This window comes from Paraburkholderia sp. D1E, from assembly GCF_052682275.1.
Genome location: NZ_JBQYMB010000001.1, coordinates 180,023 through 206,963, shown reverse-complemented (window position 1 = coordinate 206,963; position 26,941 = coordinate 180,023). Strand labels below are relative to the sequence as shown.

Below are 26,941 nucleotides of genomic sequence, written 5' to 3'. Positions count from 1 at the left end.
ACCGACCACGCATGACATTCTCTTCAGCCCTGCGCCGCAGGCGCAGACTGCGCACGCCATCGGACAGGCCATGCCGCCGCCCCTAACCGCCGCTCCTATATCCGATCCGCGATTAAGCGGGCCAACGAGGCGTCCATTCAACCCGCGTTAGCGACTCGACGGTCGCCTCGCCGGCTGCCGCTACGGCGCCGAAAACGACCAGGTCATACACGGCATAGCAGCCGGATCGATTTGCGCTCAGCGCGGCAGAGGATGCGGCGAGTGCGCGGACGCACGCGCGCCCAGCGCTGCGGCCGGTTCATCTTCCGGCTCCGCGGACAGATCCCGCTTGAAAGTCTCGGCGAGGAAAAACGCGCACACCAGGCTCAACAACCCTGTCGCCGCGATATAGATCGAAATGGGCAGCGTCTGGCCATACGTGGCGAACAGATAGGTGGCGATCAATGGCGTCGGTCCTGACGTGATGATGCCGGCGATCTGATAAGGCAGCGACGCACCCGTATAGCGCACCCGCGTACCGAACAGTTCGGCAAACCACGTCGATTGCACGCCGTACACCGACGCCTGGCTCAACGCGATACCGCAGACGTACGCCACGAAAATCAAGGTCGGATTGCGTGTCTCAAGCAACGGAAAGAACGCGAATCCATAGATCGCCACGAACACCGCGCCGAGCATGAAGACGGTCCGGCGTCCGATCACGTCCGACAGTTTGCCGAACAGCGGCAGCGTGATCAGCGCAAACGCGCAGCCCACAATGATGGCGTTCAGCAGTAGTCCACGCGACAAGCCGAGCCGCGTCGTTCCGTATACCAGCACGAACACGTTGATCACGTTGAAGGTGATGTCGACCGCGAAACGCGTGCCGATCGTCAGCACGAGGTCTTTCGGATGCCGGCGCAGCAATTCGATCAGCGGCGCCTTCACGACCTGCTTGCTCGCCTTGATCTGTTCGAATACCGGCGACTCCATGACGCGCAGGCGGATGAACAGGCCGATCGCGATCAGCGCGACGCTCAGCAGGAACGGCAGGCGCCATCCCCATGAATAGAACGCGTCCGACGGCATACTCGAGACGGCTTTGAACACCGCGGTCGAGAGCATCAGTCCGAGCGGCACGCCCAATTGCGGGAACGCGCCGAAGAAGCCGCGCTTCCTGGCCGGCGCCGTTTCGACCACCATCAGCACCGCGCCACCCCATTCGCCGCCGACGCCGAGCCCTTGCAGGAAGCGCATCGCCACCAGCAGGATCGGCGCCCAGACGCCGATCGAGGCGTAAGTCGGCAGCAGGCCGATCACGAAGGTGCCGACGCCCATGATCGTCAGCGTCGCTACGAGCGTCGCCTTACGTCCGATGCGATCGCCAAAGTGCCCGAAGAATACGGCGCCGAAAGGCCGTGCGAGATAGCCGACCGCAAAGCTGCCGAACGCCGCGATGGTGCCGACCACCGGATCGAACGAGGGGAAGAACAGCTTGGCGAATACCAGCGCCGAAGCGGTGGCATAGAGAAAAAAGTCGTACCACTCGATGGCGGTCCCGACCACCGAAGCGACCAGCACACGGTTGACGGCCGACCGGCTGATAACCGGCGCGTTGCCGGGTGAAATGGGCGATGTATTCATGTCTCCTCCCTTCTCTGGGAATCTATGTTTTGAACTGCTGCGTGTCGGCGGCGTGGATTCGCCGGCACATTACGATAAATTTGCTGCACTCACCAGTGCAGTTCCATCGGGAACTGGTCGAGCGTTTCGACGCCGCCCGAGGTCAACCGCACGATACGCTCCGTGCGCAAACCGCCGACGTTCGGCACCGTGATCGTCGCCTTCAGGGTAAAGACCATGTTTTCCTGCAGCACGGTCTTGTTGCCCGGCCCGATCCACGGCGCTTCTTCTTCCGGGTCCATGCCGGTGCCGTGACCGGTGCCATGGCCGCGCGCTTCGCTCGAGTATTGCTCGTAGTTCGATTTCACCAGCGCCTGCTGGATCACCGCGTTCAGTTCCAGGGCCGCCATGCCGGGACGCGCGGCGGCAAGCCCCGCTTCGACCGCGCGCGCCGCTGCCGCGACGATCGCCATCTTCTCGGGATTCGCCGGACCGTAGGTGAAACCGCGTCCGCCATCGGCTACGTACCCACGATAGCGCGCACCGATGTCGGTCATGATCAGGTCGCCCGGTTGCAGGATGCGGTCAGTGGGGCGCGCCAGGTTATACGCCGAGCGCGGACCGGATTGCACCATCGAATCGAACGCGGTCCGCTCCGCTCCTCCCGCGAGCATTGCACGGTCAGCAATTAGAGCGAGTTCACGCTCGGTGTAGGGACGGCGGTCGGCGAGCGCGTCGCGAATCGCGGCCATCGCCGAATCGGTCAAGGCGGCGGCTTTGCGCATCAGCGCCACTTCGGCGTCGCTCTTGATCGCCTTGATTTCGGCCAGCACCATCGTCGGTTCGAGGTTCAGTTCGCCGAGACCGGCGTTCAGGCGCTGCAACAGGTCCGCCGGGATATAGGCGGCGCCGGCAAGGCCGACCGTGCCGCTGCGGTGCCGCACCGAAAATGCCTGCACCTGTTGCGTGACTTCTCGCAGACTGCGCACCTCGAAGGCGGTCACACTCGTCGCGTAGTCGAAGCATTGATCCGACACGAACAGCACGGGGTCGCCGTCCACCGGCAGCAGCAGGATCGCGTTGGCTATGTCCGATACGCCGTCGAGCGGACGGAAGTCGGTAAAGTAGCCGATGTTCGCGCCACGCCAGCAATCGCCGAAGGCGAGCAGGCCGACCAGGCCCGCCTTATCGAGTGCGCTGCGGACCTTGGCGACGCGGCCGAGGAACTCGTCGGTAGTGATGCCTTCCGGCGGAATGTCTGCGGTACGGGTGTTCATTGCTTCTTCGTCTCCTGTGCGGCTGCATGCGCGGATGCCGGATGCAGCCGGTCTCGATGCCCATGATGGGAATCCGCCCCGCCTTGGAATGCAGGACGTCTTCTGCATAGTAGAATCGATCGATATGCTTTTATAATGAAAAATAACTCAAAATCTATATCGATACGGAATACATGGAGACGACATCGTGACCTCGCCCATTCATCCTGACAACGGCGCGGGGGCCATCTCGACGGGCCACTTCGACCCCACGCGTCTGAAGACGCGCCAATTGGCCCTGATCGTTCAGCTCGACACCCATCGCTCGGTATTGCGCGCGGCGGACGCCGCGCACATGACGCAGCCCGGAGCGACCAAGTTGCTGCGGGAACTGGAAGAGACTATGGGTGTGCAATTGTTCGAACGGCATCCCCGCGGTGTCGAGCCGACCTGGTACGGCGAGGTGCTGATCCGCCATGCACGCAGCGTGCTGGCAGAGTTGCAGCACGCGTACGACGAAGTGTCCGCGCTCAAAGCCGGCCTGACCGGGCAGGCGATGATCGGCACCGAGGTCACGGCGGCCACCAACCTCGTGCCGCAAGCCGTGGCGCTGCTCAAGAAGCGCTTTCCGCAGATTCGCATCAACATCGAGATGGAGTTCAGCGAGGTGCTGGTGCAGCGTCTGCAGGAAGGCAAGCTGGATATGATCGTCGCGCGAATCCGCAATCCGGACGATCTGGCGGAACTGCACTACGCCCCGCTCGCAGAAGCACAGCACGCGCTGTTCGCACGCGTTGGCCACCCGCTCATCAAGCGCACGACGCTGAGCTGGAACGAACTGGCGCCGCAAACGTGGATCCTGCCGCCGAAAGGCAACGTGATGCGCAATCAGTTCACGCAACTTTTTCTCGAACGGCAGCTCGCGTTGCCGACGGATGTGGTCGAGAGCTCATCGCTGCCTGTCATCACGAGTCTGCTGGAGATGAGCGATATGATCGCGCCGCTTGCGCGCGAGCCGGTGCGGCCGTATTGCATTGCCGGCGCGCTCGAACCGCTACCGTTCGAACTCGATCTGAAGCTTGGACCGGCGGGCATCGTCACACGGCGCGGCGACAGGCTCTCGCCCGGTGCGCGGGCGATGCTGCAAGCGCTGCACGAGGCCGCCGGATTCGACACCCAGGGCCCCGACGCCGACAGCGACTGACTTACCGCAACGGGACTCAGCGTGCGCCGTCCACCGCGACGCTTGCGCCGGGTTGTAGTAACCATTCATGAGCCGGCTCGTTATGTACGTGCCAGGCGCGGCGCGGACCGGCCATCACATTCAGATAGTAGAGGTCGTAGCCGTGCGCGGCGGCAACCGGGTGATAGCCGCGCGGCACCAGCACGACATGCTTGTCGTACGCCGCGAGCGTTTCGTCGAGACTGCGGTCGTCGGTATAGACGCGCTGAATCGCGAAGCCCTGAGGCGGCGAGACGCGGTGGTAATAGGTTTCCTCGAGATAGGTCTGCTGCTCGCCATTGTCGGTATCGTGCCGATGCGGCGGATAGCTCGACCAGTTGCCCGCCGGCGTTACCGATTCCACCACCAGCAAGCTCTCCGCCGGCTCGGTTTCCGGAAGGATCTGGCGCACGTGACGCAGATTGGCGCCAGCGCCGCGGGTTTCCTGCTTGACCTCGTCAGGTGCAATGAAGCGCGGCGGCAGACCGCCCTTCGCGGGCGCGGAGCAGATGCCGAGTTCGACGTCGTCCGTGGCCACGATCGTGTAGCGCGTATACGGCGGCACGTACATGGACCACGGCGCGCCATCGAACGGCGACATCCGTGCGCCGATCGCGCGGCTCGCGAGCCCTTCGCAACCAACTGTTGCGTGCCCCCTGACGAGCACGACCACGACTTCGCGATCGCCCGTCTCCTGTGTGACCATGGCGCCAACCTTCAGGTCGAAAACATCGAAGCCGACGTATTTCCAGCCGGCGCTCGCCGGAGTGATATGGATGATCTGACCGTCTTCGGCATGCTTTGACGGTTTGACGAGCAGCTCGCTCATGTTTTCCTCCGGTTATTTAGGGCGGCCACTCGCCAGAACGCGGCGGTCGCTGCGGCTACGTGCATGGCCTCAAGCGGTACAAGCGTTCATGGCTTTGACGACACCTTGTGCGCGAATCGCCGCCAGATGGCGTGCGACTTGCGCGACGAAGCGCGGCTGTGCACGCAGATCGCATCCGAAAATCGACTCGATTTCGAACAGTGTTTCTACCGCATCAACGGCGCCCGCGTGCAAGGTCGAGCGGACCGCCTCGGTCAGTGTGTCGGCGAGGGGATCCGCGATGGCGTAGGTGCGGCCTGTCTCGTCCTGACCGCTGAGGTACGCGATCCAGCCGGCCAACGCAAAGGCAAGACGTTCAGTCGGCTTGCCACTTGTCAGGTTGGCGCGCACGCTTTCCAGCCAGCGCTGCGGCAGTTTCTGCGAGCCGTCGGTCGCGATCTGTTGCAAGCGGTGATCGAGCGCGGTGTTGCGAAAACGCGCGAACAGTTCAGCGCGATAGGTGGCCAAAGCGGGTCGCGACAGCGTCGGCTCCACCTCGTCGCGCAACATGCTTTCGACAAAGTTCAGCACGGCCGGCGCGCCGATCGCCTGATCGACGGTGTCATAGCCGATCAGCGACCCGAGGTACGCGAGCGCCGAATGCGCGCCGTTCAACATCCGCAATTTGGCCTGCTCATAGGGACGCGCGTCACCCACGAGCGTCGCACCTGCGCGCTCCCATGCCGGCCGCGGTCCCGCGAAGCGGTCCTCGATCACCCATTGCGAAAACGGCTCGGTTATCACCGGCCACGCATCGTCGGCACCGAGCTGCTTCGCTACGCGCATGCGATCGGCGTCGGTGGTCAGCGGCACGATCCGATCCACCATCGTGTTGGGAAATGCGCCCTCTAGCTCGATCCAGTCGGCCAGCAGAGGATCCGCTTTGCGCGCGAACGCCAGCGTCAACGCGCGCATCGTGTCGCCGTTGGACGGCAGGTTGTCGCACGACAGCACGGTAAACGGACCCACACCGGCCGCGCGGCGCAGCGCCAGCGCGCGTACGACGAAGCCGATCGCGCTACGCGGCGCGGCGGCCTCGCGCAGATCATGGGCAATGTCGGGATGATCGAACTGCAATACGCCACTGGCCGGATTGCGGCAATAGCCTTTCTCGGTGATCGTCAAGCTGACGATATGGCAGCGCGGATCGGTCATCGCATCGAGCACGGCGGCGGGCGACTGCGGCGCGACCAGCGAAGTGACAAGCGCACCGACCACCTGGAACGAATCCGCGATGCCGTCGCGCACATCCACGGCATACAGATGATCCTGCGGAGCGAGCGCCTCCGACGTGTCCGCACGTCGCAACGACACGCCGACGATGCCCCAGCGGTGATCGCCAGCGCGCAACGTGTGCTCGGTGTACACGGCCTGGTGCGCGCGATGAAACGCCCCGAGGCCCAGATGGACGATGCCTGGTGCAAGGCTCGCGCGATCGTAGGCAGGAACGACGACTTCGCCAGCGGCGCGCGCCGCGAGCGAAGCCAGGGCGGCATTACTCAGCCGCATGATAGGCCGGATGTTTGGCAAGGCCTTCCCAGATGCCGTTCAGGTAGACCGCACCCAGTGCGCGGTCGAACAGCCCATAGCCGGCGCGGCCCGTTTCGCCCCAGATCATTCGCCCATGGTCCGGCCTTGCATAGCCTTTAAAGCCTGTTTCGAAGTAGGCTTTGACGATTTCCGCCATGTCGAGCGAGCCGTCGGCCGAGCGATGCGAGGTCTCATGAAAATCGCCCGCCGCGTTGGTTTGCACGTTACGCAGGTGTGCAAAATGAATCCGGCCACGCGCGCCGAACTCGCGCACCAGTGCCGGAATATCGTTCTGCAGGTCCGCGCCCAGCGACCCCGAACACAGCGTCAGGCCGTTGGCGGGATCGTCGACGATAGCCAGCACGCGCTGCAGGTCCGCGCGATTCTTCACGATGCGCGGCAGCCCGAAAATCGGCCGCGGCGGATCGTCGGGGTGGATCGCCATCTTGATGCCGGCTTCTTTGGCCACCGGAATGATGGCGCGCAGGAAGTAGTCGAGATTGGCCCAGAGACCGGCTTCGTCAAGCGCTTCGTAGTCGCGCAGCAGGGCTCTCAACTGCTCGGGCCGATAGCTCGCGTCCCAGCCGGGCAGCTGGATACCGTGGCTGACGTCGAGCTCGCGGATCGCTTGCGTGTCGAACGCGAGCGTCGTCGATCCATCGGGCAGAGGCATTTCCAGCGAGGTGCGGGTCCAGTCGAAAACCGGCATGAAGTTGTAGCAGACCACCTTCACGCCGCAGGCGCCGAGGTTACGCAGCGTCTGGCCGTAGTTGGCGATGAGCGTGTCGCGCGCCGGTTTGCCGAGCTTGATGTCCTCGTGCACCGGCACGCTTTCGATCACTTCCAGCGTCAGGCCGTGAGCCTCTATCTTCTCCTTCAGCGACAGGATCCGGTCGATCGGCCACACCTCGCCCACAGGCACGTCATAGATCGCCGAGACGACCCCGACCATGCCGGGGATCTGGCGGATATAAGCGAGCGGCACGGGGTCCGTGTCGCCATACCAGCGAAAGGTCATTTTCACGATCGAGTCTCCTCCTCACACGCTCGCTTCGCCTTCGACGACGCTGCGCATCAGTGAATGGTTTGTTCGGCCCTTCCGCATCGACCCAGCGCGGCGAGACGGCGGATGGACGCCGCGCGCCTGTCGGGTTCACGCGGGGGAGCAGCCAGGACTCTGCATACTAGCGGCGATTGGCATGCCTTTATAATGAAGAATATCGCTTTATCTATACGATTATGGAATACATACAGTTGCAACATCACGGCCCGTCCGTTGCCAACCAGCCAGGGCACAGCGGCCAGCGGCTGCGCTGGCTGCATGGCTGAACGCACCAGATCTCCCCGCCGGGGCACGCGAAGCGCGGGGGACCGACTTACGTTTCGCTGGATTCGCAGGCCTGCTTCGCTCCCTCACTTTTCCACTGCCGCCTGCGCCTGCTTCGCGCCATGCAGAATGATCTCCGCCGCGCGCTCCGCGAGCATCAACACGGTCGCATTGGTGTTGGTCGACGTAATCGATGGCATCACCGACGCGTCCACGATTCGTAAGCCCGTCATCCCGCGCACGCGCAGATTCGCGTCGACCACGCTCATCGCGTCGTCGCCCATCCGGCAAGTGCCGACTGCGTGATACACCGTCGAACCGTTGTCGCGCGCGTACTGCAGCAGTTGCTTGTCGCTCGCAGCTGCGCGCCCGGGCACGGTTTCGTCAACGATGTAGCGCGCGATCTCCGGCTGCGCAAAAATCTTCCGGCCGGATTTCAGTCCCTCGACGACCGTCGCACGATCGAGTTCATGACTCAGATACTCGGGAGCGATTACCGGCGCGACGCTCGCGTCGCTGCTGCGGATATGCACGTGGCCGCGGCTCTCGGGCCGCATCTGCCAGACTCCGCACGACACGCCCGGCTCCGACTCGAGCACGCCGATGCGCCCCGCCGCGAAGCTGGCCGGCGCCATCACATACTGCACGTCCGGCCACTTCGCGAGCGACGTCCGCCCAAAACCACCGACGATCGCGGCGCTATAGGTCAGCACGCCGCTGCCGCTCACCACGTAGCGCATCATTTCGCGCGCGAGCGCGAGACCGTGCGACCGTTCGTTCGCCGTCTGCGAACCGCGCACGCGAAAGCCGAGCCTGACCACGTAGTGATCCTGAAGATTCGCACCGACACCCGGCAGCGAGACCCGCGTGCGGATGCCGGCGTTATCGAGCACGTCGCTATCGCCGATGCCGTTCAGTTCCAGCAGCTTCGGCGTGCCGATCACTCCCGCGCTCAGGATCACCTCACGCGCCGCGCGAATCTCGACGTTTTCGCCGCTACCCGTGACGGCGCTGACGCCCGTCACCTGCACGCCGCCTGCGAGCGACGTCACCTGAAGGCCGGTCAGCACAGTCAGATTCTGACGTGCCATCACGGGCCGCAGATAACCGCGCGCGGCGCTCGAGCGGCGCCGTCCGTGCGGGTCCGCTGGTAATAGAACACCGACGGGCCGTACGTCGTGCTGTTGGGGTCGTCGACGCATTCGAGGCCCGCCTGCTTCGCGGCGCGCACGACCGAGCCGCAGATTTCCGGCGGATTCTGCACGCGGCTCACGCGGATCGGACCTTGAGTGCCGCGTTGCGGACTGCGCCCTTCGGTCCACGTCTCCGAGCGGCTGTAGTACGGCAGGCAGTTGTCGAAGTTCCAGCCGGTCGCGCCCGCGCGTTCCCAACCGTCGATATCCTCGGCAAACGGCCGCACATACAGCAGCCCGTTGATCGCCCTCGATCCGCCGAGACCCCGGCCACGCGGAAACAGTATCTCGCGCCCCCCGGTATGCTCGCTGCCTTGCGTGCGGTAACGCCACGTTACGCCCGGATGGTCGAGCAGCCGCACGAACCCGGCCGGAACGTGAATGTACGGATGCCGATCGCGCTCGCCCGCCTCGATCAGGATCACCTTAACGTTCGGATTTTCAGTCAAGCGGTTCGCGAGCACGCAACCCGCCGTGCCGGCGCCGACGATCACATAGTCCGCCGCGTAAGATTTCATGATCCGCCTCCCGCGTCGGCCACACGTCGGCTTTCGAGTGCGGCGATCTCTTCGTCGCTGAAACCGAACTCGGTAAGCACTTCGGACGTATGTTCACCGAGCACCGGCGGAGGCCTGCGATACGTTGCCGGGCTGCCGTAAAAATTCACCGGGCTGGCGATGTTCTTGACGGTGCCCACACGCGGATGCTCGATCTCGATCACCGTGCGGTTGTGGCGGATCTGGGGATCCTGCGTCAGCGCCGTGTGGTAATCCTGCACCATCGCGCACGGGACGTCGGCGGCGCTCAGATGCGCGACCCAATGTTCGGCCATGTGAGTCGCGAACGCCTCTTCGAGAATCTTGTCGAGCGCATGGCGATGCGCGGTGCGGGCGGTGTTGCCGATAAAGCGCTCGTCGGTCAGCAGGTCTTCGCGCTGCAACGCGCGGCACGGTTCTGTCGCATTAAGAACGGTGAGCATAGAAATATCGAAATAATAAGGGATGCTTATTTTTATAACGAGTAGAACTGCTCGGCGGGAGTCTGACCGCTACTGCTGTTTTGCATCTGCCCTTTCGCAATCATGTGCATGAGCTCGATACCGCCCAGCAAAATACGGGCACATCGAAAGGTCTTGAACCCAAGCATCGGCCGGGTACGTCGCTTGATAGCCCGGTGGGCCTGTTCCACGATGTTATTCAGATACTTGTTCTGGCGGATCTTGATCGGCGTGTCGCGCCCGGCGTTGAGGGCCTCGAGCGCGGCCAGATTCGCCCCACTCTTGTCGATCGTGACCGTCTCGGGTTCGCCGTTATGGTCGATCGATTTTTCAAAGTAGCACTGCGCTGCAGCCTTGTCTCGGTGGGCGCGCAGCAGAAGACCGTGTGACCGGCCTTGTCAACGGCGCGATACAAATACTTCCAGTGGCCCTTGACCTTGATGGAGGTCTCATCGACATGCCAGCTCCTTCCAACGGGGCGCTTTTGACGTCGGAACACCTTCTCCAACACCGGAAGCAGTTTGATGGTCCAACGATGCACGGTCGAATGATCGACCTGGATGCCACGCTCGGCCATCATCTCTTCCAGATTTCGCACGCTCAGCCCGTAGGCCACTTACCAGCGCACGCACATCAACATGACGTCAAGCGGATAGTGCAGGCGTTTGAGCACGCGAGCGACGGTTGGATTCAGCAATTTCATCAAACTCTCAGGCCTTCAGGTTGTCCCGAACATCATAGCGCATGCTTATTGCGACACGACCGAACCGAACGGATCCCTGCCGGAAACCAGCAGAAAGTTGCCGAGATTAATTCCTACACGCAGCACGCCGTGTGGCGTGAGCTGGGAAAGAGCGTCCTGATCCACTGATTGATGCCTCGTCGTAAAAAAATGATACCGCGCTCTGCATAGCTACGGAGCATGTGCTCTTCGCATCCGTTCGGCGTCACCGCTTTCTTAAGTTGAAAGTTTGCAGAATCTTTTTTTATGTCGTCTGAACGATTGCCCCGCGCACCACGTTGCAATTGTTCAAATAGCCGCAACACCCGAAGAAGAGGTGCTATCGCAGTGTGAATTTGCGGTTAAACAGAAAGTGGCGTAACGGGGAAAATGGCATTGATCTGACCGGTTCCCGAGCTACCGAAGTACGGCGTAATAACTTCGACCCTGCTCTCGTAGCTGTCCCAGCCCAGGGCTCCCAATAGCATCGCGGTGTCATGCATACCCCCCTCACCCCAACACTTCTGGCTGTAGAGCGGAAGCATCTCACAGAATGTTTTCCAGTCACCTGCCTCCCATAACCCGACTACCGTGCGGTCCGTTTGTTCCAGAAACGGATCCCAGACTCTATCCATGAACTGTGCAGCTGTACCGTTATCGGCAAAGTGATGGCTGAGCGAGCCGCTTGCGAGAATCGCAACCGTGCCGTCGTAGTGCTCCTCAATCGCTTTACGCACTGCGAGACCAAAGCGCGCACTGGTCGCAAGATCGTGCCACATACACCAGCCGGAAATCGATACGGCTTTGAAATGCTCGTCCCCATTCATATAGCGCATGGGAACCAACGTGCCATATTCGAGGTCGAGTGTGGTATCGCTATGTGCCCTGGCTTTGACACCCATTTCATTTGCCACCTGCGCAATAAGATGACCGAGCGCTACGTTGCCAGGACAACCGTATGGCATGTTCTTGATGAAGTGGGGTAGTTCGTTACTCGTATAGACGCCGTCGAACCGGGGCGCACAATTGATGTGATATTCACTCGTCACAAGCCAGTGCACGTCGAACACTACGATGGTATCCACGCCAAGTTCGCGGCAGCGTCGGCCAATCTCACGGTGGCCGTCAATGGCCGCCTGACGACAACCGTGGTACGGGCCGTCAAGTTCTGATAAATACAACGACGGAACGTGAGTGACCTTCGCGGCTAAAGCGAGTTTTCCCATTTCGACTTCCTTTGTTTGGTTTAGTCCAAAATTTCTAGTTTCTCTGGCCACAGATAAACAGGCAGTTTCCATTGAGCCAAGGGATCTGGCTTGCTGTGTATGATTTATATCGGACGCAATCGCATGAAGTAGTCTTTACTAGCGTTGCTAATTTTCCTGAACGCATCCCATCGAGACCTTAGATGCTGAGTGCCATTTCACGGTTGATCGTGCGGCACGCGAAGCGCCAGACGCCATCGACGCCCTTCTGCAGTTCATCGAACAGGTCGCTGATGCGCAATTGCGTCGGTGTATCGATATCGCGTTGTTCGAAGGTAAGCTGAACGGCTGTCGTGCTCGCGGTGTTTGGGTCTGCGCGCTCAACGCGAAGATTGGACCAGATATGCCGGGTTTTGCGATCCGACTGCAGAGCGCGTCGGTTGCAATCATCGGCAATTTTCTCGCGCCCCTCCAGTTTCTGCCCCCCCACGTATAAAACGCCATCAGGAACAAACAGTTCTGCCAGCGCCGCGCCGTCTCCGCGATCCGCATAAAACGAAAAATCGCTGAGCAGGCGCTCAATAGGCGAAAGGTCAGACCTTGTCATGGGCTGCTCCATCGACGAGTTCGAATTCGGCTTCGCTATCGGCAGGTATGACGATCGGCGGCAAACCCATGAGAAATATCTGGACTTCGTCACTGCTGTGCAGGTTGAGCGTCTCACCTGCCTCGACCTGCACGGAACTGTAGGGGGCGATTGATTCGGCGCCGATGACACCGGCGCCGCTAACCACGAACAGCAGGCGTACCGCAGTGGCGTGAGTAGACGTCCAACTGGAGCCCGGCGCGAGCTTTACCATTTCAATCCATGCGGCCCGCTCCGAGAAGGCACCGAGGAATTTGCTGGATACACCGACCGTCTCCGGTGTCGGAATCCAGTTGAAGCGGGCGGGATCGGCGATGACCACCTTTGGATAGCGCGGCATGGGATATTTGAGGCGCTCGCCGAAGACATGCCGCCAGATCACATTGAGACCCCACTCGATCTTTCCGCCTGGATGGCGGTAATTGGGACCCACAAATTCCCCTTCCTTCGCCAGATCGTCCCTTGCGGCGAGTCTTTGACTCATGCTCATGAAGCCGCACCCCGAGGAGCCGCCGAACTGCAGGACGAGCTGGAGACGCTCCCCTGGCGGCGCCTTGCCAAGGGGGTCGTCCTGCGGACCGTAAGGCAACCCTTCGGGAAAGTATCCAACGTGCCCCTGCCTGAGCTTGAGGCCCTCGCCAATGACCATGTCCCCGACGAGCGGCAAGCGGATCTGCTCGAAATTATGCCGGTGGCGCGGCATGTAGAAGTCGCCATCCTGACGTCCGAGTACCAGCATGAAGTTCTCGGGCGACATCGGATCGCCCTCGAGGCAGTACTGGAAAACGACGGTTCCGGTGGGATGATCTTTGTGCCAGTCGTCCTTGCTGAAAAGTTTGATCTTCATGCATCCTCCTGTGATGGATTCCACGCGTCCGCCGGCGTTGCACCAAGCCACGACAATGCCGTCGGCCGCTGGGTGGTCAGGGCGTCGCACTCAATTTGTCACCTGGTCACTAGATAACGAGAGTTCAGTATAATACAACCAACTCAAAAGGAAAACTCATGTCTGACGCAACCACTCCCTAGTGGCAACCTTCGAAACGGCTTGAGCGCGGCAATGCCGCCGAACAGATCCTCGGGGATCTGCGCGAGCGCATTCTGAGCGGACAACTCCCACACGAAAGCCGGTTGCCGACAGAAAAACAGCTCGCGGACGGCTACGGCGTGAGCGAAGCAACCATTCGCGAAGCCTTGCGGGAGCAGGTCACCGCGCAACTCGTGGAGGTTCGCCATGGCAGTGGCTCCTATGTGACGGCCGAGCCGGATCAGTTGATCGCCCTCTCCCTCTCTTCGATGATTCAGATCGAACGCATCGGCGCGCCGCAGGTTCTCGGCGTGCTGGGAGGCCTGATTTCGTACGCGGCGGAACTGGCGGCAATACACGCGACGCAGGACGATCTCGAGGTCATGCACAAGGCTCTGCACGAGATTCAGGACGGCGAGAATGCGCAGGTCATTTCCGCGGCAGTCAGTACGTTTCTCGGTGCGATCGGCCACGCTTCCGGCAATCCGCTGCTTGCCGCGCTATGCCGATTCTTCACGCGCGTGCAGATAGGGCTAGGAGTCGAGTTGTCGGGAGGTACCGTGGAGAGCTGGCGGGCGACGGCGAGTGCGATGGGTAAGGAACGGCAGCGCGTTTTAAAGGCGATCGAAGCCAGGGATCCGAAAGCGGCGAGGACTGCGGCGCTCGCCTATCACGAGCGCGCGTTGAAGGTCATCACCGCGCAGCCGAAAGGCAGTGCTGCTGTCGTGACCGATCCGGCGCTTACCGCACTCCTGTCCTCGCTGCTGCAACGCACGGTCTAGCCGCAGAGCATTGTCAGGTTGAGGAGCGGGTGTCGTAAGGTGAGGCGATGAAGAACAGAAAATCGCTGTATCGCGGTCATCGGTTCCCCGCAGCAATCGTCGACTGTGCGGATCGCCGGTACTTCGCAAGCACCCAGTAAGGGCGCCTCAGGTCAACGAACTATGCCGACCACGCTGCTGCGGGGGACCGGCGATGCCGGAACAACAGCGCGATATTGTCGGCTCGGTGGGCAGGCACCCGGGTAAGTACGTCTTTCAAGTCGACGTACGGATCGTGACCGTTGAACTGTGCTGATCGAATCCGGCTCATGATGGCAGCTGTCGTGTACTTAAGAAAGAAAGACCGGCAGGCTCCCACGCGCGACGCCATTGCCTCCGTCGCGAGATGGCAGCGCTGCCTCAACCTGCGTGACGGGACGGCGCGGCGCCTGACGTGTGGACAGGCGCTTCTTCGGATCGCAACCGGCGGCCGCGCAATACGAAGCGTCCGATCGCAAATGAGGTGATTGCGGCTCCAATCGAAGCCGAGCCGATGACGAGAAAGATCGTGGAAGGCGCCATACCCGCACCGAGCAACAATCCGCCGAGAACCGGACCGACGATCGCACCCAGACGGCCGACGCCCATCGACCAACCAATACCCGTGGCGCGGAAAAACGTGTCATAGAAACCAGCACACATTGCAACGGTACAGACCTGGGCGCCAAGGCTGAAAAATCCGGCGAAAAACGCAATCGTCCCCAGCAATAAGGCGGAATCCCCCGCGACGCCTAACAATGCGATCGCGACTGCGCCGAGCGCAAATGCGCATCCCACTACACGGGCCATACCGAACCGGTCGCCGATTCTCCCAAGCACGATGCAGCCAAATATCGAGCCAAAATTGAGCATCGATGCAGCCCGGACGGCGCTTGCAATACCCAGTCCGTTGCGCTCCGCAACAATGGGTACCCAGTTAACGAGGAAATACGTCAGCAACAGACTCAGAAACAACGTGATCCACAACAGAATCGTACCAGGCGCGCGCCCTTCCCTGAACAGATTAACGACAGGGACGCCCGTACCATACCCGAGATTGGGCAGCTGGCCGCTCCAATCGAATTCCGAACGCATGTGCCGCAACACGCGCGCAATCGCAGCATGGTCCCGACGCAACTCGAGAAAGTGGGCCGATTCGGGCGCGAATGCCGCCAGGAGCGGAATGGTGAACAGCGGTAGCACGCCACCGACGACAAAGACGCTCGGCCAGCCAAAGGCGGGAATCAAATGCGCCGACACCAATCCACCGATAACAGCGCCAAGCGGGAAGCCGCAGAACATAGTCGTGACGAGTGTGGAACGCAACCGCCGCGGCGCATATTCGGAGGTCAGCGACACGAAGCACGGAAGCGCGCCGCCGAGCCCGAGCCCCGTGATAAAGCGAATGGCAGTCAGCGATGGCAGCGAATTGCATAGCGGCGTAAGCAGGGAAGCGACCGAGAAAAGCAGAACAGTACCCAGCAGAACCGGCTTTCTGCCGAGCCGGTCGCTTACAACGCCAAAGATAATGGCACCCAGCAGACCGCCCAGCAGGCCAGCGCCGAACACCGCACCGAACGCTGAAGGCGCTACGTGCCAGTCCTTGATGATTGCCGGCGCCACGAAGGCAATGGTTTGCGTATCGAACCCGTCGAGCATTGCCACGAGCGCACACAACATCATGATCGCGACTTGGAAGCGACTCACAGGACTTGCATCAATGATTGATTCGAGGTCACGCTTGATGCCTGTTTGCATCTTGTGTCTCCTTTTGCCAGGGAGAATACCCTGGCACTATTGCTTCGCTGCCCAACTAGAACTTGAAATTCACGTTGCCGAACACATGGTAGCCCTTGGTGATCGTGGCCGAGTCGGTTCCTGTTCCCCCGCCGGTCGCCGTCCCCAGCACGTCCCTGGTTGCCCACAGACTCAGCTTTACCGGGCCGAAGTCGTAACTGACGAGCCCCCCCAATGCAAGCAGGTTATAACGATTGGTTATGATATTGTCGTGGTAATAAGCGCTCGATGTGTCATTGCTGATTTGTCCAACGTATGTCATAACCGGCCCGACTTTCCATTTTCCGAGCGCCTTCGTGGCCGACAGGTCCGCATGCAGGATATCGCCCGTCCGGTAACCGGTATAGGTGTTCGCAGTATTGAACTCGGTCGATACATTTCCCGTCAGGCTCCAACCGTTTCTCAAGTAAGAAACGGATAGGTTAGGTTGGATAATCCACCAGGGGTTGCCGATACTGGTGAGCCCTGCGGGTCCCTCGATAGTGCCGTCAGGCATCACCACCGCCACACCGGTCTTCACATAGACCCCAGTATTCCCCAGGTTCCAGCTCAGTTGCACTGGCGCGATCACCGTGTTGTGCACGCCAGAGTGGGAGACGTTAAGCGGTGCACCCGCAGCGTTCATCGTGAAGGGCTGCACAATGAGCGCTTCGTACCTGCCGCCGAGAACGGTCCAGCCAGGAGACCACATAAGCGATGCTACAAAAGTATTAACGTCGATCGACGTCGACTGCTTGGTGGCGCCTGGACCAGTAGTATTCGATTGCTGTACGTAAAGCATCTCACTGCTATACAAACCGGGCAACGGTGCCGGCGCGGCCGTCATGCCCAACGTCGCGCCCGCCGGCATTGACCAGCCAGGATACCCAGGCTCATAAGCGTGAGAGGGCATCGTTGCGACGCCGCAAGCGAGGCCGACGGCACTCAGTAGCCAGCGGCGCAATGTATTTCCGTGACTCATGTCTTCCCCTTGTCAAGTCTTATGTCTTCAAGTCACCTTGTAACTTGGTATCGAGTGTATATTGATAGAAGGCACTGTGAAAGAAGTAGGGGCGTGGTGTTTTCCCTTAGGCCGGAGCAGCAAGAAGATGCGTTATCCAATCAGCAGAGCGGCGTTCCGAGGTCTGTCTGAAGAGACGGCGATGGGCAAACGGTCATCTGACGGAGAAGAAATGTCAGCCGTCGATTAACGACGCCAGTCCGAGAGCGTCGGGAGAAGCGAGGAACCTAACATAGCCGGGCGGGCCTGTTCGAGGGCATCAGGGCGGCGTAATCGTCGGCGGTATACGCGAGAGGAAGGTGCTGAAACGGCCAGGTCAGGGCGCTGTCATGCTAAAGCGTTCGCGACGCATCGGCGGACAGAACACGCGATTGGTCAAGAAGCGGACGGATTTTGGGTGGTTTCATTGAAACGATGCCAGGTCGCGACGCGTGCGGTGAGCTGATTTCGATGGTGCGAGGCGCGTAGCAAACGCCGCTTGAGTGCATTGTGCTGCCCTATCGGACCGATAGCACGATAATGATCGCACGATCTTGCGCGGTGCCTCGGGACACGCGGCAAGCACGCGCATGAAAACCGTTTGGCGGTCACTTTGTCGCAGCGTTTCTGTAGCAGGATATCGGATTCGCCTAAGTATTAACATGGGACGGCGTTGTCACATTCACGCGGTTGGCTCGCAGTAGTTCGGCATACTGAACGTTGATCAAACACCAGACGGCTTTTGGCTAAGCTCGGTGAAATGATGCCAAGCTTGCGACGCGTTGCTTTCACACGGCGTGCGAAGCACGCACCGAACTTATCGCACCAGCGTCGGACAGTTTCGTAACAGTTCGTTGAGCAACAGCAGATAGCCAGTCGCGAAGTCATCTGCCCGCTTTCGGGTGCCTGGGTCAACTCGACACTGCCGCGCCGGCAGGTTTCGACACGTACGCCTCGCACGCGCACCCGCGTGAGGCCGTTACTAACCGACGGCTGACAACGCCCAGCCAGACCGCGGCGCGGCTCACGCTGCGCTCCACGAAGATCGCGTCGAATACCTGCAGCAAGTTCAGGTTGGCAGAATAAATATTCATGCTGTCTATATGAAAAATATACCTCCCTGCATGGACATCGGCACTATCGTTTCCTTAGACTGCGTGCGTTGCCCCGGTTTTTGCCCAAGAAGGGCTTCAAAGCAAATCGCATGGCAAGCCATGCGGATATGGTAGCGGCTCATCAGTTAGCCGGCACAGCCCGGTCATAAAAACCGCTCGCAGCGAGCACACCGCCCGTATTGCGATGCACAGGAGGGGACGTGAACACGACAAATCAGGTCGATCTGGAAACACTCATCAACTCGCAGCGCATCGGGCGCTTCCAGATCCTCGTCATTGCGTTGTGCGGACTCGTCGCGATGATGGATGGCTTCGATATGCAGTCGATCGCGTTCATCGCGCCCGAGATCGCCGTCGCATGGCACATCACACCGCGTGTATTCGGCTTTGTTTTTAGCGCTGGCCTGCTCGGCGGCCTGGTGGGCGCGGTACTGTTCGGCCGTATCGGCGACAGCCGGGGCCGCAAGGGTGCCTTGGTGGCCACGGTGCTGCTCGTGAGCGTCGGCTCGCTGCTCACGCCATTTGCGTCATCGATTCCGGGCTTGATCGCTGCGCTCGCGTTCACCGGCCTCGGACTGGGCGGCGCGATGCCCAACTTCATCGCGCTGGCATCCGAATACTCGCCCGGCCGCAGAAGGGCCTCGCTCGTCGCGATGATGTTCTGCGGCTTTCCGCTGGGTGCTGTAGTCGGCGGCTTCATCTCAGCCCGGCTGATTCCGCTGTTCGGCTGGCAAAGCGTCTTCTTTACGGGCGGCGCGTTCTCGCTGTTCGCGCTGTTGGTGGCCTTCGCGTTCATTCCCGAATCCGCGCGTCTGCTGGCTTTACGCGGCAAGCGCGACAAAGTGCTGCCGATCCTCAGGCGTATGGGCTGCGCCGCCGCATGGAACGGCGAAGTCGGCGCCGCCGCGGGCGGCCGCGTGTCGGTGCGCAGCCTCTTCAGCGACGGGCGCGCGCGGGGCACGCTGCTGCTGTGGATCGCGACCCTTCTCAGCATGTGCATGCTGTACATGCTGATCAACTGGATCCCGATGATGGCGCGGCGCAGCGGTCTGAGTATCGAAAACGCGGTGATCGCGGTGGCAATGCTAAATCTCGGCGGCATCATCGGCAGCACGACACTCGGGCGCGTGTCCGACGCGCTCGGCCGGCCCGCGATCGTGGTCGGCTGCGCGTTCTCGATCGGCGCGCTCGTGATCGCATCGATCGGTTACGCGCTGCACTCGGGTCCTGCCGTGTCGGCCGTCGCGGTACTGGCCGGCTTCTTCAGCTACGGCGCGCAGCTCTGCACGGTTGCGCTCAGCGCAGCCTTCTACGACACCTTCTCGCGTGCAACCGGGATCGGCTGCTGCATGGCGGCGGGACGGGTCGGCGCGATCGCCGGGCCGATCTTCGGCGGCATGCTGCTCGGTTCGGGCATGGGCGCGCCGTCACTCTTCATGCTCACCGGCCTGACTTCGCTTGGTGCCGGTGTCGCGATCCTGGCCATGGGCATCCTCGTGCTGAAAGGACACCAGCGCGACCCGCATGGCGCCGACAGTCCGGCCGTCATCCCGCGCGCGACCTGAGCCAGATATAACGAACCATCAACCCGGAGCACTACGAATGAAATTCGTCCCCTTCGTCGATTCAGACTGGGCCAGCGACCATCCACTCGGAACGATTCTGTTCAAGCACCTGCTGGGTGGCGAAGCCGGCTCGCTCGACAACTTCATGTACATCCTGGGCCGCCAGGATGGCGACTTCTCAATGCCGACGCATCGCCACAATTTCGACCAGATTCGCCTGCCTCTGCGCGGCGCGATGGATCACGGCCGCACCGGCGTGCTGCGCGAGAACGAGATCGGCTATTTCCCGGAAGGGCTCGCGTATGGACCGCAGAACGATCCGCTCGGCAACACGCCGCCCGGCGAGCGCGTGCAGCTGGTGCTGCAGTTCGGCGGCGCGTCCGGCTATGGGTTTCTCGACATCGAACGGCGCCGCAAGGCCCGCGCAGAGCTGACCGCGATCGGCGAATTCAAGGGGCCGTTCTACCACTGGCCCGACGGCAGGAAGGACTGGGCGCTCAGCGCAATCTGGGAGCGCGCGATGGGAAGCCGGCTGCGCTACCCGCACCCTCGTTACCGCCACCCGATCTTCATCAATCCCGCGTCGTTCAACTGGCTGCCGGTGGCGGGCACGAATGGGGGCACGCACAAGTTCCTGGGCGCGTTCTCCGAGCGTGGTGTGTGGATTGAGATGATCCGGCTCGAGCCTGGCACCGTCTGGCGTTCCGCCGATCCGCGCGGTCGCCGGATCCTGACCGTGCTTGAAGGCGAAGGCACCGTACAGGGGCAACCGCTGGGCTATCTCGGCACGCTTCAGGTGGAGTCCGACGAAACCGTCTCCATCGAGGCCACGCGGGCGACTCAGCTCTTTCTCGTCGGCCTGCCGCCGGTCGAATTGCCCGGACAGGAATCCGACCGCTACGACGAGGAGCCGATGCCGGACGAACCAGCCGTGCACCAGTGAACTGCGCCACCCGAAGCCATTTGAGGAATTGAGGAAAACCGATGCAAGGCCTGTCACTAAGTACCGCTTCACAGATCGCCGATACCGCGCTCGCCCACGCACGCGCGATCGACTGCAATCCGTTGACCGTCGCCGTGCTCGATCCCGGCGGCCATCTGATCGTGCTCAAGCGGGAAGACAACTCTGGCATCCTGCGCCCGCAGATCGCCTACGCGAAAGCCTGGGGCGTGCTCGGCATGGGCCACGGCGGCCGCCAGCTTGCGGAGCGCGCCGCGGCGGCGCCCGCGTTCTTCGCATCATTGGGGGACATCTCCGGCGGCCGCATCGCGCCCGTTCCCGGCGGCCTGTTGGTGCGCGACAGCCACGACAATCTGCTGGGCGCGATCGGCATCAGCGGCGACACATCCGACGTCGACGAAAGCTGCGCAGTGTTCGCGATCGAAAGCGTGGGATTGAAGGCCATCTGGAACTGACGACGCCCAGCTCCGAATCCGGCGGGTCCGGACCGTGCAAGCCCCGCACCAGCGAATATCTGGTAACGCAGTGAAAGAAATAAAAAGAACGATCAACTAAATCAGGAGACCTATATGAAACTTCGTTGGCTGCTTCTCGTCGTTGGCCTTTCCGTCAGTTCGACAGTCTTTGCGCAAAGCAGCGTTCAGCTGTTCGGCATCCTCGATTCCGGCATCACCTTTGTGTCCAACCAGAACGGCAAGAGCAACGTTTTCTATCAGAGCGGCACGATGGTGCCAACCATCGTTGGCCTGCGCGGCACCGAAGACCTGGGAGGAGGACTTCGAGCGATCTTCAAGCTGGTCGACAACTTCAACGACGGCACCGGCGCAATGGTCAACGGCCTGCTGTTTGGCAAGGAAGCGTGGGTCGGTCTTCAGGACCAGAAGTACGGCACGCTGACGCTCGGCAACCAGTTCGATTACATGTTCCGCTACATGACGATCGACCGTTGGGGCTACATGCTGAAGTACAACCCCGTGTACTACACACAGCAAGGGCCTTTCTCGAAGCTCGGACTGCCGGGTGGCGCGTTTGACTTCGACCGCACAGCGGGCAGCATCACCACCAACAACTCGGTCTCCTATGAGAGCCCAATCTTCCACGGTTTCGGGTTCGGCGCGATGTACGGGCTAGGCGGACAGGCGGGATCGACCAGCCAGGACAGCACGCAGAGCTTCGGGCTGCGCTACTCCAATGCGCTTGTCACGCTCGACGCCGCCTACACCTACACGCGGTTTCCCGGCATCAACAACGGCAACAACGGCATTCGCAACTGGGGGATCGGAGGTCGCGTGAACATTTACAACGCGGCCATCGACGCGATGTTCACGAACACCGAGAACACCTACAACGGCGGACGCGTGAACGTGTACGAGATCGGCGGCTATTACTCGCTCACCGGTGTGGACGAAGTCACGCTCGAATACCAGTACAACCAGGGCAACGCGGTGCTAAGCGACAACAAGGCACAGCAGGTCAATCTGACCTATGCGCACGACCTGTCCAAGAGGACTTTGGTGTACGTGACCCTGGCCCATCAATGGGCGGGCGGCGACGGCCAGGCGCTCGCGACGATCATCGGGTCGACCGCGAGTTCGTCGAACGGCAACCAGACGCTCGCGCGGGTTGGTTTGACGGTGCGTTTTTGAGCGGCGACGCTTCCCGCGATGCGACGCGCGCGCGAAGCGTCATCACTGTTTTGGATAACCAGGAGATTGTTTGTGATGAGTAACGAAGACGTCCGCACCATCGAGCGCCTGCTGAGCGATTTCGCGTGGTGCGCGGATCGCGGAGACGGCGAATCGATGGGCCAACTGTTCGTGCCGGCTGGCGTGCTGCACGTCGGCGGCGCCATTCTGAGCGGACGCGATGCGATCGCGCGCGACTGCGAGCGACGCCATGCCGAGCCGGGCCGAAAGACCCGCCACCTCTGGTCAAACCTGCGCGTCGACGCCGTCGACGCGCACCGCTCGCAGTCGACCGCGGTGCAGATCACGTTCGAGCACCGCGCATCGGACGGCTCGCTGCAGGTGCGGGTCAACGACGTCTTCGACCAGCTACGCCGCGCCGAAAACGGCGGATGGTTGATCGAGGAGCGCATCATCCGGCGCGAAATCGCGTTCTAGCGGGGAAAACCATGTACCTGGACCAACGGAGTACGGTCGGAGTCGCCCGCGCGCGACTTTCCGGCCTGCAGTTGCGCATCATCTTGCTGTGCGCGGCCGTCACGCTGGTCGACGGCTTCGACACGCAGTCGATCGCATTCGTCGCGCCGCATATCGTCGATACCTGGCGAGTCAGCCCGGTCTTGTTCGCGCCGGTTTTCGCGGCCGGTTTGCTGGCCAGCTTCATCGGCGCGCTCGTGTTGGGCCCGATGGGCGACCGGGTCGGACGCAAGCCGGTGCTCGTGATCTCGCTCGCAATCTTCGCTGCGGGGTCGCTGGGAACGGCGTTCAGCGGCTCGATCGCATCGCTGATCGCGATGCGGCTCGTTACTGGGCTCGGCCTCGGCGGCGCGCTGCCCTGCGCCATCACGCTCGCGTCCGAACACGCACCAGCCGAGCGGCGCGAATCGCTGGTTTCGCTGATGTTCTGTGGATTTCCGCTCGGTGCGGTGCTGGGCGGCCTGTCGTCCGAAGCGATGGTCGGGCTGTGGGGGTGGAAGAGTGTGTTCATCGCCGGCGGCCTGTTGCCGGTCGTGCTGGGTGCGCTGTTCGTGCCGCTCGTGCCCGAATCGGCCAGCTATCTCGCGAGCCGCAGATCATCGGCATCGGGCAGCGCGAGCGCCAGGCACACGGCGCCTTCCTCGCGCGCCGTTTCCGTGCACCGGCTCTTCACTGAAGGCCGCGCCGCCGGCACACTGCTGCTGTGGACGACGCTGTTTCTGAGCCTGCTGCTGACGTACTTCCTGATCTCCTGGATTCCGCTGATCGCTCGCGCCAGCGGCACGAACGTCCGTGTTGGCGTGATCGCCGTGTCGTTGCTCAATTTCGGCGCGGTGTGCGGCTCGATTCCGCTCGGCCGGCTCGGCGACCGATACCGCCCATGGCGCGTGATCCGTGCGGGCTTCGCCACGGGAGCGGTTGCGATCTTCTTCATCGGCCTCGGCCAGCAGTCGCCCGTACTGCTGTGCGTCGCTACGTTCGTTGCAGGGATGCTGAGCATCGGCGCGCAAATGTGCACCGTGTCCTACGCGGCTACCCTCTACAGCACGCAACTGCGCGGCACAGGCGTCGGCTGGGCGTTGGGCATCGGCCGTCTGGGCGCGATAGCGGGCCCGATGCTCGGCGGCCTGCTTGTGAATGTCAGCATGAGTCCTCCTATCCTGTTTGCGTTCGCCGCGGGTGTGTCGCTCGCGGCCGGCGGCTCGATGTGGGCGCTCGGAACGAAGGGCAGCGGCCTCTCGGAACGGACTGTGGACGGCAGCACGCGATAAACGCGGCAGGCCATTAGCCCTGCGGATGGCAAAGCCGCAGTATCGCGACGTTCCCCGGTGATCCGGACGAAGCTGCGATCGGCGATGCGCCGGCCGAGCAAGGTATCGAGATCGACCACTCTAGCGTGCACCGCTGGGTGATCGAGCTCGTGCCGCTGTTCGAAACGGCATTCGGGGAAAGAAGCGCATGGTGAGCAGGAGCTGGAGAATGGGCGGGAGTGTGTCACGAACACAAGCGAAAGCTTGTGATGCTGTACTGGAGATGGTTCCGTCGCGGGCTATAAAATCAAGATAACTCTGACATCAGGAGCAACAGCATGAAACCAATTAAAAAACTTAGCCGGGTCGCCGGCGCGATGTTGATCGCCGCCGCCTCGCTTCAAGCGTACGCTCAGGACGCATCTGCGCCCGCCACGGCTACGAGCGGTGCGACTTTGACCACCAGGCAGCAGTCCAAGGCGGCAAGGGTGGCCAACCGCGCGCTGTCCCGCAAGATTCGCGCTGCGCTCGCGAAGGACAAGGATCTCAGCGGCGCCAGCATCACTGTGCGGGTGAAGGACGGCGCAGTCACGCTGCAAGGAATCGTGCCGGAGCAATCGCAGATTGACCGTGCAGCCCAAGTCGCCAGGGGCGTTGCCGGCGTGGCGTTCGTCAAGAACGCATTGACGATCCGAGTGCTCGGAAACTGAGCGGCGTAACGTGCCGGTAACCGCCAAACGGGTACGAACGTACCTTTAATTTTGCTTGCACCAGCACCGCCGGTGCGTCTAGCATACGCCCAACGTCACCTGGTTACACGATAACAGGTGATTTGAAGTGGCTCAAGGTCTATGCCGGCATCATGTTCCGCTCTGAAAAGGCTCATCGAACGGCGCCGGCCGCGAGACGATAAACCTGCGCTCGCCTTTCCTCCGTTGCACGCCGCTCGCCCCTCTTTGGCTCGCGGCGCGATGGCATGGCCGATCTAGCCGAAGTCCGGGCCAGGTGATATAGAAAGGAGAACCCTATGCAATCCCCCCCAAGCTCGACTTGGAATCCGTCATTTAAGACTTTCCTGGAAACCAGCCATGCAAAAACTATCTTTGACTCAGGCGTCCGCGATTGTAGACGCCGCCCTGGATAAAGCACGCGAGCAACGATGCCATCCCTTGACCGTGGCAGTCCTTGACGCCGGTGGCCATCTGGTCGCTTTCAAGCGCGAAGACGGCAGCAGTATTCTTCGCCCACAGATTGCCCAGGCGAAGGCTTGGGGCACGCTCGGCATGGGCCACGGCGGCCGCTCGCTCGCGGAGCGGGCATCTACCGCGCCAGCCTTCTTTTCTGCCCTGACCGATATCTCCGGTGGACGCATCGTGCCGGTGCCAGGCGGGGTCCTGATTCGAGACGATGCGGGCGACGTGCTGGGCGCCGTTGGTATCAGCGGCGATCATCCGGACCAGGACGAGCTCTGCGCGGTCTACGGTATCAAATGTGTCGGATTTCAGGCCGACGTCGGATGAAGTGGCACACGCATCAAGAGGGCGGTATGGTGCGTGCCGCCCTTCATAGTCCAGTTTGTCTCAATGCGCTGGCGCGGCAGCAACATGAAGACCGCGCACACCGTAACGCCTGATCGCATCATTGACGAATCCTGACGCCCGCGCGTTCTCGACAGCCGCTCGCAGAAAACGGGCACCTGCTTCGTTTCGCCGGTGCGTGCCCACTGCCTGCTGAATCGCAGTGAAGCAGCCCTCAAGGAGCCGTGAGCCAGGCAACGTCGACTCGTTACCGAGCAGAGTTGGCCAAAGTCCCGCGAGTACATCCGCTTGCTCCTTAGCCACGGCCGCGAGCGCTTCATCGTGGGTTTTTAGCCTGAGCAGCGACGCGTGCGTCAGATGCCGCGTGAGCCAAAGATCGTAAGCGCTGCCTGATGCAACGGCAACACGCACACCAGGACGATCAACCTCCAGGATTGAATCCAGCGTCGAACTGGGATGCACGAGATAAGTCGCCTGAATTTCTGCGTACGGAGCCGTAAAGGCGATCCTGTGTTCCCGTGCCGGGTCGACGGCTATCAAGCAGATATCCCAAACGTCGCTATCCGCCGCGTCTGCAAGTTCGACTGGCGACGTGAACGACACGCAAGCGAGCGGTACATCCAATTCCCTTGCGATGCTATGAGCAAGATCCGGAGCGATGCCGACGGGGTTTCCGTCTGCATCGAGACCGCTCACAAGCAGGGAATTGGCGAGATTGACAGCAGCACGCAAGACGCCGCGCGGCGCCAACTGCCGGTGAATGAGCGAGCCCATCGCTCCTCCCTTGCCATATTGATAGAACAGACCCACCCAGTCTTACGCGAAGTGGGTTCATGACGGTCTTCAGTCCCCGCACAATGCGATTAGACGTTCGACGTCAAGTCCCTCTGGATCGTACATCGCACGATTGACCAAACGCCATCGCCGTCCTGACGCCCGAGCACCGGCATGAAATTTTCCCGCGAGTGCGGGTCACCCTCCAGACAGTGCTGGAAGACCACCGCCCCGGTGGGATGATCCTTGTGCCAATTGATATCGCTGCAGTGCTTGATTTTCATTCTCGCGCCTTCGCTCCGATTCCGCCTGCCGTACGGTTGACATGGCAGCTGTTTGTTCATGCGCATGGATGGAGTACCATTCTGCAATGTATGGGTACCCAATCACACATCATCAAGTCACC

26 protein-coding genes and 4 pseudogenes are annotated in these 26,941 nt (G+C 61.6%); 11 read left to right on the top strand and 19 right to left on the bottom strand.

What is annotated here, in order from left to right:
- Positions 1 to 237: 237 nt before the first annotated feature.
- Positions 238 to 1,623 (bottom strand): MFS transporter, encoded by a 1,386-nt coding sequence (locus tag ACUN0E_RS01030; protein WP_445565320.1) that lies wholly within the window; start codon positions 1,621 to 1,623, stop codon positions 238 to 240.
- Between the two features lie 89 nt (positions 1,624 to 1,712).
- Positions 1,713 to 2,879, bottom strand: a complete 1,167-nt coding sequence (locus tag ACUN0E_RS01025) for a M24 family metallopeptidase (protein WP_445565319.1) — start codon at positions 2,877 to 2,879, stop codon at positions 1,713 to 1,715.
- Between the two features lie 187 nt (positions 2,880 to 3,066).
- Between ACUN0E_RS01025 and ACUN0E_RS01020 the strand changes: the two genes are divergently transcribed.
- A complete protein-coding gene (locus tag ACUN0E_RS01020) occupies positions 3,067 to 4,062 on the top strand; it encodes a LysR substrate-binding domain-containing protein (protein ID WP_445565318.1) in 996 nt (331 codons plus the stop codon).
- Positions 4,063 to 4,078: 16 nt separating this feature from the next.
- Here ACUN0E_RS01020 and iolB read toward each other — a convergent pair whose 3' ends face one another.
- The 10 genes and pseudogenes from iolB to ACUN0E_RS00970 all read right to left on the bottom strand — a co-directional run bounded on the left by iolB (position 4,079) and on the right by ACUN0E_RS00970 (position 13,414).
- Positions 4,079 to 4,909, bottom strand: a complete 831-nt coding sequence (gene iolB / locus ACUN0E_RS01015; protein WP_445565317.1) for a 5-deoxy-glucuronate isomerase — start codon at positions 4,907 to 4,909, stop codon at positions 4,079 to 4,081.
- Between the two features lie 69 nt (positions 4,910 to 4,978).
- A complete protein-coding gene (locus ACUN0E_RS01010; protein WP_445565316.1) occupies positions 4,979 to 6,457 on the bottom strand; it encodes a mannitol dehydrogenase family protein in 1,479 nt (492 codons plus the stop codon).
- On the bottom strand, positions 6,444 to 7,502 hold the full coding sequence (gene uxuA / locus ACUN0E_RS01005; RefSeq protein WP_445565315.1) for a mannonate dehydratase: 1,059 nt from the start codon (positions 7,500 to 7,502) through the stop codon (positions 6,444 to 6,446). Before uxuA ends, ACUN0E_RS01010 begins: the two co-directional genes overlap by 14 nt.
- 389 nt (positions 7,503 to 7,891) lie before the next feature.
- On the bottom strand, positions 7,892 to 9,007 hold the full coding sequence (locus ACUN0E_RS01000; protein WP_445565314.1) for a GMC family oxidoreductase: 1,116 nt from the start codon (positions 9,005 to 9,007) through the stop codon (positions 7,892 to 7,894).
- Positions 8,896 to 9,516 (bottom strand): GMC family oxidoreductase, encoded by a 621-nt coding sequence (locus tag ACUN0E_RS00995; RefSeq protein ID WP_445565313.1) that lies wholly within the window; start codon positions 9,514 to 9,516, stop codon positions 8,896 to 8,898. Before ACUN0E_RS00995 ends, ACUN0E_RS01000 begins: the two co-directional genes overlap by 112 nt.
- A complete protein-coding gene (locus ACUN0E_RS00990; RefSeq protein WP_445565312.1) occupies positions 9,513 to 9,977 on the bottom strand; it encodes a CoA transferase in 465 nt (154 codons plus the stop codon). The genes ACUN0E_RS00995 and ACUN0E_RS00990 overlap by 4 nt, the downstream gene beginning before the upstream one ends.
- Before the next feature lie 32 nt (positions 9,978 to 10,009).
- A pseudogene (locus tag ACUN0E_RS00985) lies at positions 10,010 to 10,698 on the bottom strand (IS6 family transposase).
- Between the two features lie 380 nt (positions 10,699 to 11,078).
- Positions 11,079 to 11,942, bottom strand: coding sequence for a 3,4-dihydroxyphenylacetate 2,3-dioxygenase (gene hpaD / locus ACUN0E_RS00980; protein WP_408389865.1), 864 nt, complete (start codon positions 11,940 to 11,942; stop codon positions 11,079 to 11,081).
- Positions 11,943 to 12,120: 178 nt separating this feature from the next.
- The gene (locus ACUN0E_RS00975) at positions 12,121 to 12,540 is read right to left on the bottom strand and encodes a nuclear transport factor 2 family protein (RefSeq protein ID WP_445565311.1); all 420 of its coding nucleotides are present in this window, start codon (positions 12,538 to 12,540) and stop codon (positions 12,121 to 12,123) included.
- A complete protein-coding gene (locus ACUN0E_RS00970; RefSeq protein ID WP_445565310.1) occupies positions 12,515 to 13,414 on the bottom strand; it encodes a hypothetical protein in 900 nt (299 codons plus the stop codon). Before ACUN0E_RS00970 ends, ACUN0E_RS00975 begins: the two co-directional genes overlap by 26 nt.
- A gap of 227 nt (positions 13,415 to 13,641) precedes the next feature.
- Here ACUN0E_RS00970 and ACUN0E_RS00965 point away from each other — a divergent pair, with 227 nt between their 5' ends.
- The gene (locus ACUN0E_RS00965) at positions 13,642 to 14,376 is read left to right on the top strand and encodes a FadR/GntR family transcriptional regulator (protein WP_445570342.1); all 735 of its coding nucleotides are present in this window, start codon (positions 13,642 to 13,644) and stop codon (positions 14,374 to 14,376) included.
- A 160-nt stretch (positions 14,377 to 14,536) separates the two neighbouring features.
- On the opposite strand, the pseudogene ACUN0E_RS00960 reads toward ACUN0E_RS00965, so the two are convergent.
- From ACUN0E_RS00960 to ACUN0E_RS00940, 5 genes and pseudogenes are all read right to left on the bottom strand, one after another.
- Positions 14,537 to 14,695 (bottom strand): annotated as a pseudogene (locus tag ACUN0E_RS00960) (transposase domain-containing protein); the annotation flags it as partial.
- Between the two features lie 80 nt (positions 14,696 to 14,775).
- Positions 14,776 to 16,152: an MFS transporter gene (locus ACUN0E_RS00955; RefSeq protein ID WP_445565309.1), complete on the bottom strand. Its 1,377-nt coding sequence runs from the start codon at positions 16,150 to 16,152 to the stop codon at positions 14,776 to 14,778.
- Between the two features lie 55 nt (positions 16,153 to 16,207).
- A complete protein-coding gene (locus ACUN0E_RS00950; RefSeq protein WP_445565308.1) occupies positions 16,208 to 17,152 on the bottom strand; it encodes a SphA family protein in 945 nt (314 codons plus the stop codon).
- Positions 17,153 to 17,566: 414 nt separating this feature from the next.
- A pseudogene (locus tag ACUN0E_RS00945) lies at positions 17,567 to 18,016 on the bottom strand (hypothetical protein); the annotation flags it as partial.
- Positions 18,017 to 18,081: 65 nt separating this feature from the next.
- Positions 18,082 to 18,264 carry a hypothetical protein gene (locus tag ACUN0E_RS00940; RefSeq protein WP_445565307.1) on the bottom strand — a complete coding sequence of 61 codons (183 nt, stop codon included), beginning with the start codon at positions 18,262 to 18,264 and terminating at the stop codon, positions 18,082 to 18,084.
- A 221-nt stretch (positions 18,265 to 18,485) separates the two neighbouring features.
- On the opposite strand from ACUN0E_RS00940, the gene ACUN0E_RS00935 reads away from it, so the two are divergent.
- The 9 genes and pseudogenes from ACUN0E_RS00935 (at position 18,486) to ACUN0E_RS00895 (ending at position 25,743) form a co-directional block, all read left to right on the top strand.
- Positions 18,486 to 19,850: an MFS transporter gene (locus ACUN0E_RS00935; RefSeq protein WP_445565306.1), complete on the top strand. Its 1,365-nt coding sequence runs from the start codon at positions 18,486 to 18,488 to the stop codon at positions 19,848 to 19,850.
- Positions 19,851 to 19,887: 37 nt separating this feature from the next.
- Positions 19,888 to 20,793, top strand: a complete 906-nt coding sequence (locus ACUN0E_RS00930) for a hypothetical protein (protein ID WP_445565305.1) — start codon at positions 19,888 to 19,890, stop codon at positions 20,791 to 20,793.
- Between the two features lie 41 nt (positions 20,794 to 20,834).
- The gene (locus ACUN0E_RS00925) at positions 20,835 to 21,266 is read left to right on the top strand and encodes a GlcG/HbpS family heme-binding protein (RefSeq protein WP_445565304.1); all 432 of its coding nucleotides are present in this window, start codon (positions 20,835 to 20,837) and stop codon (positions 21,264 to 21,266) included.
- Between the two features lie 114 nt (positions 21,267 to 21,380).
- Positions 21,381 to 22,457 carry a porin gene (locus ACUN0E_RS00920; protein WP_445565303.1) on the top strand — a complete coding sequence of 359 codons (1,077 nt, stop codon included), beginning with the start codon at positions 21,381 to 21,383 and terminating at the stop codon, positions 22,455 to 22,457.
- Between the two features lie 75 nt (positions 22,458 to 22,532).
- Positions 22,533 to 22,934, top strand: coding sequence for a nuclear transport factor 2 family protein (locus tag ACUN0E_RS00915; RefSeq protein WP_445565302.1), 402 nt, complete (start codon positions 22,533 to 22,535; stop codon positions 22,932 to 22,934).
- 11 nt (positions 22,935 to 22,945) lie between these two features.
- On the top strand, positions 22,946 to 24,244 hold the full coding sequence (locus ACUN0E_RS00910) for an MFS transporter (protein WP_445565301.1): 1,299 nt from the start codon (positions 22,946 to 22,948) through the stop codon (positions 24,242 to 24,244).
- 92 nt (positions 24,245 to 24,336) lie between these two features.
- Positions 24,337 to 24,455, top strand: a pseudogene (locus tag ACUN0E_RS00905) (IS6 family transposase); the annotation flags it as partial.
- 106 nt (positions 24,456 to 24,561) lie between these two features.
- Positions 24,562 to 24,933: a BON domain-containing protein gene (locus ACUN0E_RS00900; protein WP_445565300.1), complete on the top strand. Its 372-nt coding sequence runs from the start codon at positions 24,562 to 24,564 to the stop codon at positions 24,931 to 24,933.
- A gap of 378 nt (positions 24,934 to 25,311) precedes the next feature.
- The gene (locus ACUN0E_RS00895) at positions 25,312 to 25,743 is read left to right on the top strand and encodes a GlcG/HbpS family heme-binding protein (RefSeq protein ID WP_445565299.1); all 432 of its coding nucleotides are present in this window, start codon (positions 25,312 to 25,314) and stop codon (positions 25,741 to 25,743) included.
- Positions 25,744 to 25,803: 60 nt separating this feature from the next.
- Here the strand turns inward: ACUN0E_RS00895 and ACUN0E_RS00890 are convergent, their stop codons facing one another.
- Both ACUN0E_RS00890 and ACUN0E_RS00885 read right to left on the bottom strand, forming a co-directional pair.
- Positions 25,804 to 26,535 (bottom strand): transporter substrate-binding domain-containing protein, encoded by a 732-nt coding sequence (locus ACUN0E_RS00890; RefSeq protein WP_445565298.1) that lies wholly within the window; start codon positions 26,533 to 26,535, stop codon positions 25,804 to 25,806.
- An 89-nt stretch (positions 26,536 to 26,624) separates the two neighbouring features.
- Positions 26,625 to 26,819, bottom strand: a complete 195-nt coding sequence (locus tag ACUN0E_RS00885) for a hypothetical protein (RefSeq protein WP_445565297.1) — start codon at positions 26,817 to 26,819, stop codon at positions 26,625 to 26,627.
- Between the last annotated feature and the right edge of the window lie 122 nt (positions 26,820 to 26,941).